At 73.1% G+C, this 7741-nt stretch carries 8 protein-coding genes and 1 pseudogene; 2 read left to right on the plus strand and 7 right to left on the minus strand.

What is annotated here, in order from left to right:
* Nucleotides 1-72 precede the first annotated feature (72 nt).
* Together ACWJ6R_RS25815 and ACWJ6R_RS25820 are read left to right on the plus strand one after the other, a co-directional pair.
* Entirely contained in the window at nt 73-597 is a 525-nt protein-coding gene (locus tag ACWJ6R_RS25815) for a CNNM domain-containing protein (protein ID WP_449064716.1), read from the plus strand.
* Nucleotides 521-1087 (plus strand): hypothetical protein, encoded by a 567-nt coding sequence (locus tag ACWJ6R_RS25820; RefSeq protein WP_449064717.1) that lies wholly within the window; start codon nt 521-523, stop codon nt 1085-1087. Before ACWJ6R_RS25815 ends, ACWJ6R_RS25820 begins: the two co-directional genes overlap by 77 nt.
* 354 nt (nt 1088-1441) lie before the next feature.
* Here the strand turns inward: ACWJ6R_RS25820 and ACWJ6R_RS25825 are convergent, their stop codons facing one another.
* From ACWJ6R_RS25825 to ACWJ6R_RS25855, 7 genes and pseudogenes are all read right to left on the minus strand, one after another.
* On the minus strand, nt 1442-2218 hold the full coding sequence (locus ACWJ6R_RS25825) for an ABC transporter ATP-binding protein (RefSeq protein ID WP_449064718.1): 777 nt from the start codon (nt 2216-2218) through the stop codon (nt 1442-1444).
* Nucleotides 2215-3306, minus strand: a complete 1092-nt coding sequence (locus ACWJ6R_RS25830) for a FecCD family ABC transporter permease (RefSeq protein WP_449064719.1) — start codon at nt 3304-3306, stop codon at nt 2215-2217. The genes ACWJ6R_RS25825 and ACWJ6R_RS25830 overlap by 4 nt, the downstream gene beginning before the upstream one ends.
* A gap of 73 nt (nt 3307-3379) precedes the next feature.
* Complete coding sequence (locus ACWJ6R_RS25835) at nt 3380-4369, minus strand: ABC transporter substrate-binding protein (RefSeq protein ID WP_449064720.1); 990 nt, start codon at nt 4367-4369, stop codon at nt 3380-3382.
* Nucleotides 4370-4541: 172 nt separating this feature from the next.
* Nucleotides 4542-5803 (minus strand): annotated as a pseudogene (locus ACWJ6R_RS25840) (YcaO-like family protein).
* Nucleotides 5800-7275 (minus strand): YcaO-like family protein, encoded by a 1476-nt coding sequence (locus ACWJ6R_RS25845; RefSeq protein ID WP_449064721.1) that lies wholly within the window; start codon nt 7273-7275, stop codon nt 5800-5802. The pseudogene ACWJ6R_RS25840 and the gene ACWJ6R_RS25845 overlap by 4 nt, the downstream one beginning before the upstream one ends.
* Nucleotides 7272-7487 (minus strand): hypothetical protein, encoded by a 216-nt coding sequence (locus ACWJ6R_RS25850; protein ID WP_449064722.1) that lies wholly within the window; start codon nt 7485-7487, stop codon nt 7272-7274. The genes ACWJ6R_RS25845 and ACWJ6R_RS25850 overlap by 4 nt, the downstream gene beginning before the upstream one ends.
* Nucleotides 7488-7528: 41 nt before the next feature.
* Nucleotides 7529-7741, minus strand: a 213-nt coding sequence (locus tag ACWJ6R_RS25855; protein ID WP_449064723.1) for a hypothetical protein, incomplete at its 5' end; no start/stop codon positions are given.

Consider the following 7741-nt stretch of genomic DNA (forward strand, 5'->3'; position numbering starts at 1 on the left):
AGTTCAACCTGCAGATCCGTGCACTAGGCCGGACACACATCTGCGGAACGCAGGCCAGGAGAGCGAGGAGAAATGAGTCTGTCCCTCGGCCTGGCCCTGACCATCGCCCTGCTGGTCGGCAACGGCTTCTTCGTCGCTGCCGAGTTCGCGCTGGTGGCCGCCAAACGCCACCGGCTGGAAAAAGCCGCCGCACACGGGAGCCGCGCCGCCGCCGCAGCGGTCAGCGGCATTCGCGAGCTGTCGCTGATGCTCGCCGGCGCCCAGCTCGGCATCACGTTGTGCTCGCTCGGCCTGGGAGTGGTCTCCGAACCGCTCATCGCCGGCTCCCTGACCCCGCTCTTCCACACCTGGGGCCTGCCGGAGAGCGCCGCGCACGCCGTCGCCTTCGTCATCGCGCTGGCCATCGTGACGTTCCTGCACATGGTGATCGGCGAGATGGCGCCCAAATCCTGGGCGATCGCCCACCCCGCAGCGCTCGGCCACCATCCTGGCGCTGCCGTTCCGCGGGTTCACCGTCGCGGTGCGGCCGCTGCTGCGGCTGCTCAACGGGGTGAGCAACCTGCTGCTGCGCCTGGCGCGGGTCCAGCCGCGCGATGAGATCTCCCACCCGCGCACCCCCGCCCAGCTGCAGCACCTGGTGCAGGAATCCCGCCGCCTCGGGCTGATCGAAAGCGACGAGCACGCCGTCCTGTCCCAGGCCCTGCACGCCCCCACCGCCGCCATCGGCCCACTGGTCGTGCCGGTCGCCGACATCATCGGCGTGCCCGCCGCCGCCCCTGCGGCGCAAGTCGTCGAGACCGCCGCCCGCACCGGCCGCACCCGGCTGGTGGTCTGGGACGGTGACCGCTCCGCTGGAGTCGTTCACGTCCGCGACGCCTACCTGGCCCGCCGGCGCGGCAGCCCGGTGCTGGCGCGAGACCTGGCCTACCGGCTGCCCGAGCTGACGGCCGAGGTCTCGATCTCCGATGCGGTGGCCGCGCTACGCGCCGCCCACAGTCAGCTGGCACTGGTGCGCACCGTTGACGGGTCGCTGGCCGGGCTGGTGTTCCTGGATGATCTGCTGACCCGGCTGCTGGTGACGGCATAGCACACCCCTGTCATAACCGCCGCTGGAGCGGATTCGACACCGACGGCATCACCGCGCTGCTCGACTCCTGCCTGCTCACCGAAGAGGAGATGCTGGCGGGCTCCGACGCCTGGACGGCCTATCCCGACCCCTTCGACCCTCGAGCGCAACGGCGGGACCGCCTACCGGATCCGCGATGAGGGCGACCACCGCCACGTGGTGTGCCGCGCCTGCGGCATCCGCTCCGCAGCCCGCCCTCGCACACGGTTTCCGGATCGAGGAGATCCACGGGACCTGTGCGGGCTGCCTGGGGAGGTGAACCGCCGGCTGCCGACGGACGAAGTGCTTGACCTGCAGACGCCTCCCCGGCTTCCGTCACACCGGATGCACCGGTCCGGTGAGCCGGTCCAGCGGCAGGAAGACCCGGGGCAGGCCGTCATGGCCGCGATCGACCTCGGCCTCGACCCGGTAGACCACGCGCAGGAGGTCCGCGGTTATCACCTCGTTCACAGGGCCGTCGGTGACGAGGCGCCCGTCGTCGAGGACGACGAGGCGGTCGCAGGCGGCGGCCGCGAGCTGGAGATCGTGCAAGGTCACCAGGACGGTGATCCCGAGCGTGCGGACCAGTCGCAGGAGATCGACCTGGTGGCGTAGGTCCAGGTGGTTGGTGGGCTCGTCGAGGATCAGCAGCCGGGGCTGCTGGACCAGCGCGCGGGCGAGGTGGACCCGCTGGCGCTCACCTCCCGACAGGGTCGCGAACGGCCGGTGGGCCAGCGCGGTGATGTCGCACCGCTCCATCGTCTCGGCGATGAGCGACCGCTCGGCGGTCGCGAGCCGGCCGAGAGCCCCGAGGTGGGGGATCCTGCCCAGGGCGACGATCTGTTCGACGCTGTCGTCGAGGTCGGCGGGGGTGTCCTGGGTGACGACGGCGACCTGCCGGGCGACGTCGCGGGCCGGGGTCTGCCACACGTCGGCGCCGTCGATCAGGACCCTGCCGCGGTCCGGGCGGATCCGGCGGTAGACGCACCGCAGTAGGCTGGACTTGCCGCTGCCGTTCGGGCCGATCAGCCCTGTCACCTCTCCGGATCCGGTCGTGAGGCTGACGTCGTGCAGCACGTGCAGCCAGGAGACGTCCTGGACGTCGACGTTCACCGCACGGCCCTCCGATCGGCGCGGACGAGCAGCATGAGGAAGAAGGGCGAGCCGAGCACGGCGGTGATCACTCCGATGGGGATCTCGTCGGGCTGGTTGAGCAGGCGGGCCGCCACGTCGACCCAGACGAGCAGGAGCGCTCCCGTCAGCGCGGCGAGCGGGAGCAGACGGCGGTTGTCACCGCCGAGCGCGAGCCGTACGGCGTGCGGGACCATGAGCGCGACGAAGCCGATGCCGCCGCTCACCGAGACGACCGTGCCGATGACCAGGGCGCACATGACGATCAGGCGCAGGCGCAGCCGGTCGACCTCCACGCCCAGGCCGGTGGCGCCCTCGTCGCCGAGCACCAGGGCGTTGAGCAGGCTCGCCCGGGTGACGGCCCAGACGGCGGCCGCGGCGACGATGAGCGCGGGCACGCCCACGTCCCGCCACTGGGTGCCGGACAGTCCGCCCAGGGTCCAAAACAGCGCCGAGCGGACCTCCTTGTTCGGTGTGGTGAGCACGATATAGCTGGTGACCGCCTCGGTGAGCGCGGCGACCGCGACGCCGGCGAGGATGAGCCTGGTCGGCGCGAGCTGCCCGCCGCGCCGCGACAGCGCCAGGACCAGTGCGAAGGCGGCCATGGCGCCGGCGAAGGCCGACAACGGCAGGGACAGCGGCCCGAACGGCGACAGCCCCGCCAGCATCACCAGCACCGCACCCAGGGACGCGCCGGAGCTCGCTCCGATGATGTAGGGGTCGGCCAGCGGGTTGCGCAGTACGGCCTGCAGCACCGCGCCCACCAGGGCCAGTCCCGCGCCGACCACGGCGCCGAGCAGCACCCGGGGCAAGCGGATGTCCAGCACGATGACCGCTTTGGGGCCGGTCGGCGCCTCGGTCACCAGCCAGGGCAGCAGCCGGTGGCCGAGCATGCGGGCGACGTCGCCGAAACCGATGGCGACCGGGCCCAGGCCGACGGCCGCGACCAGCGAGACGCCCAGCAGCGCCGAGAGGATGAGCAGCACGCCGAGGAAGGTCAGGCGGCCGCCGCGGGCCTGGGCCCCGGGCTGCGGGTCCCGGCTCCTCGGGGCCGCAGCGGAGGATTCCATGTGAGGATCCGGTGACGAGGTCAGGGGCTCCGTCCCGGTTCCCGCATCGGCAGATGTCACCTGGCCGATCCCGTCACTTGGCCAATCCGGCGACGAGCGTCTTCAGCGCCCGGCCGCTGCGCAGGCCGGGCTGGGTGTCGTTGACCGGGATCACGATGAACCGCTTCTCCTTGATCGCGGTGACGTTCTTGATCGGCTCGTAGGAGGTGAGGAACGCGATCGCCTTGTCCGCGGGTTCGAACGCCTGGTCCTCGATGACGATGGCGTCCGGGTCGCGCTTGACCAGTTCTTCCCACGAGATCTGGGAGTAAGAGGTCACCTCGGGGAAGATGTTCTCGCCTCCGGCCCGGCCGATGAGATCGTCGATCAGGCCGTTGGATCCGGCGGTGCTGGGCTTTTCCAGGCCGCCCGCGTAGTCGAACACCTTCGGGGTGCCGGAGACCGGCTGTACGGCGTCCACCTCGGCAGCCAGCTTGGCCACCAGCTCCTCGGCCTTGGCCTGGGCACCGAGGATGCGGCCCAGCTCACGGATGTCGGTGTAGGTGTCCTCGACGGTGGCCTTGTGGCCGGGGCAGTTGCCCGACAGCAGGTAGGAGTTGACGCCCTCCTTCTGCAGCCGTGCCCGGTCGCCGAGGGCCTTGGGGCCGTAGTCGTCGCCGTAACCGCTGACCACGAAGTCGGGGTCGGCGGCGAAGACCGTCTCCTTGGAGGGGGGCGGGAAGGCGGACTTGGCGATGATGTTCACGCCTTCGAAGGCGGAAGCGACCTCGGGTAGGAGCTCACCCGGGGCGACGGCGCCGGCCAGCCGATCACGGGCGCCCAGGGCCAGCACGATCTCGGTGGCGATCGTGCTGGAGGTGACAATGCGCTGCGGCGGGTGCTCGAAGCGGTAGGTGGCGCCGCAGTTGCTCACCTCCACCGGGGCGGCCGAGGGCTGCGCCGTGGCCTGTGCGGCGACGGTGGCGCTCGCGGTGGTTCCCGTGCTCTGGCCGCAGCCGGCGGCGGCGAGCACGGTGGCTCCGGCGAGCAGGGCCGAGGCCGCGCGGGGGGTGATGAATCTCATCGGAGGTGGGCTCCTTCGGATCGGTGCAGTTTCTTCAGGTGGTCGGCGTAGCGGCCGCGCAACCGGAGGACGTCGAGGATCGCGCCGGGCAGTTCGGCTTCGACCCACTTCGAGTAGGGCGTTCAACTGTGCGGGGCCGTGCCCGGCCGAGTGGAGAGCGGGACGGGCGAGGTCAGGCATGGGGCACCGGTGACAGGTCGGGACGGTCGGGAAGAGGGTCGGCGCCGTCACCCAGGAAGGGGAAGGCAGCCGGAGCCGTGGCCCGCAGACCGGGCACGATGACGCGGGCGACGGCCAGGCCGCAGGCGGCGACGTCGGGGGTGGTGAGGTCCACCGTGACGGCGTGCAGGCCGCGGGCGGCCAGCGTCGCGTCCGCATCGAAGCGGCCCGTCGCGGTGGGCTCTGCGGTGGGCTCTGCGGGGGCCGTGGGTCCGCCGCGGGCCAGACGAGTCAGCACACGGGCGGAGAAGGAAGGGTCGGCCAGGAGCTGCAGATGGCAGGTCACGTCGGTGACGTCGGTGAAATCAGGCCGGTAGGAGGAAGCGAAGGCGCGGTCGGGGCGGTGGCGCGCGAGCGGGCCGTGCGGGCGCTCCCACTCGGGCAGGTCGCCCGCGGCGAGCTGGGCGGTGGTGTCCAGAGACTGGACGGCCTCGGCCGCGGCCTTCCACGCGGCCGAGGCCACCGGGTCGGCGGCGCCGGGAACGAACGCGCAGCCGACCCCTACCATCCCACCGGACTCCTCGCCGGTGTCCTCGGCGACGCACAGCACCACCGGGGCGTCCAGGAGGTTCGGCACCGTGTGCGCGCTCAGCCGCACGCCGGGGACCGGGGGCAGCCGCACGCCCGCCAGGTGCGGGAAGGCGCGCCCCGCAGCCCAGGCGGTGGCCAGTGCGTGCCGCTCCACGACCTCCGCCAGCGCTGAGGCGCGCGCGGAGGCGAGGTCGGGGCCGGCGCGATCCCGGCCGACACCGGCAGGACGACGGGCCGGGACCGCACGGAGAAGGGTGTGAGCCAGGCGAGTGCGGCGGGCACCCAGACCGGCGCGCCGCCTGCGCGGGTGCCCCGCACCCAGTGCGTGCGGTCGGCGCGAGCCAGCCCGGTGAAGGGGAACCCGCCGCGGACGGTCTGCGCGGGTGAGTACAGCGCCAGCTCTTGCGGGTCGACGGCGGCGGGGGCCAGCTCGTGCCAGGTGGCCTCCACCAGCCGGCCGGTGGGGACGAGGTGGCCGCAGTGGCGTTCGGCCGCCTCCCCCAGCGCGCGGCGGCGGGCCTCGGCGGGATCGTGCCAGGAGGCGCCGGAGACGGTCGGGTTGCCGAGCGGCAGGCCGTATCCGGTGGTGGCGGCGAGGTCGGCGAAGACGACGTGCAGACATCCGCGCAGGAGCGCGGTGCGCACGCCGGTGACCAGACCGGTTCGGGAGTCGACGGGGATCATGTGTGCGGCAGGGGGACGAGGTTGACCTGGTCGGCGGCCCGCAGGCCGAGCCGGGCGGGGTCCTCGCGCAGGCGGTGCCCGCCGAGGAAGGGGAAGGCGGCAGGCGCGTTGGAGTAGGCGCCGGGCACGATCACCCGGGCGACCGACAGCCCAGCGGACGCGATGTCGGAGGTGGTCAGGTCGGCCGCATAAACGCCCAGCCCTTGGGCGGTGACCCGCTTGAGGTAGCCGTCGAGCACGTCGCCGTCCACGCGCGGCAGGTCGGCCAGGGCGATCGCGTCGGTGCAGGCGGTGATCGGCGTCAGGTGCTCGCGCATCCGGGGGTCGAGCCAGAGCTGGCTGTGGCAGCCCAGGTCGACGACGTCGCGGAAGTCGCTTCGGTAGTCGTCGGCGTAGCGGCGGTCGGGGCGATGGGGTTTGAAGATCCGGGGGTCGATGACGCCGGCTGCGGCGGCGGCCCAGATCTCTCCGTCCGGGTCGATCAGGCCCAGCGCGTAGCGGCGCAGGGTGACGGCTTCGGCCAGTGCCTTGCGTACGGCCTCGGCCGGGTCGGGTCGGGCGGCGACGCCGAACACGGTGATGCCGGTCTCCGGGTCGTCGAGCAGCACGCCCAGGACGGCGACCTCGAAGACGGTGGGGATGGCTACGACCCGGTAGCGGCAGTTTCCGGTCGCGCCGGCGGCGCGGTACCAGCCGGGTTCCGTCTCAGGCAGCAGCGGCGCCGCGGGATGATCGGCGCCGGTGACGGGCCGGGCGGGCAGTTCGCCGCTCCACCAGACGACCGTGGCGTCGCGTTCGATGACCTCCTCCAGCGCGGCCGTGCGGGCGGCCCGCGCGGAGGGGCCGGCGGCGATGCCGGCGAGCATGGCGTAGTTGGTCGGCGGCTCGCCGGTGCGGGGCGCAGTGAAGTAGTTGACGTAGACGAGGGAGGCGGGCAGCCAGGCGGGCGTGCCGTCGACCAGGTCCGTCCCCCGGGTCCACAACACCTCCAGGTCAGCCGTGAACGGGGCGAACGGGAAACCGGGTTCGGTGTGCTGAGCGTCGGAGTACAGGGCGAGCCGGGCCGGGTCCAGGGCGGGTTCGCGCAGCCGCCGGTAGGAGGAGCGGAGCAGGTGTGCGGGGACGAAGTTGCCGCAGTAGCGTTCCACCGCCTCGCCGACGGCGCTCATGGCGGCCCGGGTGGGGTCGCCGAACGCGGTGCCGGTGGCGACGCGGTCGGCGGGCCAGGGCAGCAGCAGGTAGGGCGAGCTCACCTCGGCTGAGCAGATCGCCAAGCCGTCGGGCCACCACGGTTCCGGCTCCAGGAGGTCCAGCCTGCGGATCAGGCCGGTGCGCTCATCGGCCAGGAGCGTCAGCGGGTCGTTGTCGGCTTGTGCCGCCTCCGGCCGATCCGCGGCGCCCATCGTGTCACCCCCTGGGTCTTCGGCCGTGCCGTCGGCTGTGGCACCGGGCGTGCCGCCTGCGTCCGTCATGCGAAGACTTCCTTTCTCGGGCGGGGAAGGTGCAGCGTCACGTCGCGGAAGGAGAACTCGGCCCGCCGCTGCGGCGCCGGGTAGCGGGGGGTGCGCCCGGCGGTCAGCTCCAGGTGGAGCCGGTGCCCGGGCGGCAGCTCGGCCGCGGCCGGGGCCAGGCGGATCTCGCAGCGGGAGGTGCCCGTCGCGGTGGGCGCCGTGCCGTCGGCCATCCGGGTGGCGGTGCCGTCGGGCTGCTCGTGGATGAGCGTGGCTACCAGCTCGGCGCGACGTCGGTGGTGACCTCGGCGGTGAGGCGGGCTGCGCCGTGCCAGTGCAGCGGGCCGTCCAGGCGCAGCCGGACGATGTCGTCGCGGTCGGTCAGCGGCGCCAGATCGGCCGAATGCGGCGCCGACGGGTAGGGGTCGGCCGGGTCGTGCCGCAGCCGCATGCCGTCGGCGCCGCAGTGGCGAGGGCGGGTCCAGGC

It is taken from the genome of Planomonospora algeriensis, assembly GCF_977012225.1.

Excerpts from the sequence above, each read along its gene's own strand:
- ACWJ6R_RS25815 (WP_449064716.1), top strand. The coding sequence starts at position 73 with ATGAGTCTGTCCCTCGGCCTGGCCCTGACCATCGCCCTGCTGGTCGGC.
- ACWJ6R_RS25850 (WP_449064722.1), bottom strand. The coding sequence starts at position 7,487 with ATGGCCGACGGCACGGCGCCCACCGCGACGGGCACCTCCCGCTGCGAG.
- ACWJ6R_RS25830 (WP_449064719.1), bottom strand. The coding sequence starts at position 3,306 with ATGGAATCCTCCGCTGCGGCCCCGAGGAGCCGGGACCCGCAGCCCGGG.
- ACWJ6R_RS25845 (WP_449064721.1), bottom strand. The coding sequence starts at position 7,275 with ATGACGGACGCAGGCGGCACGCCCGGTGCCACAGCCGACGGCACGGCC.
- ACWJ6R_RS25835 (WP_449064720.1), bottom strand. The coding sequence starts at position 4,369 with ATGAGATTCATCACCCCCCGCGCGGCCTCGGCCCTGCTCGCCGGAGCC.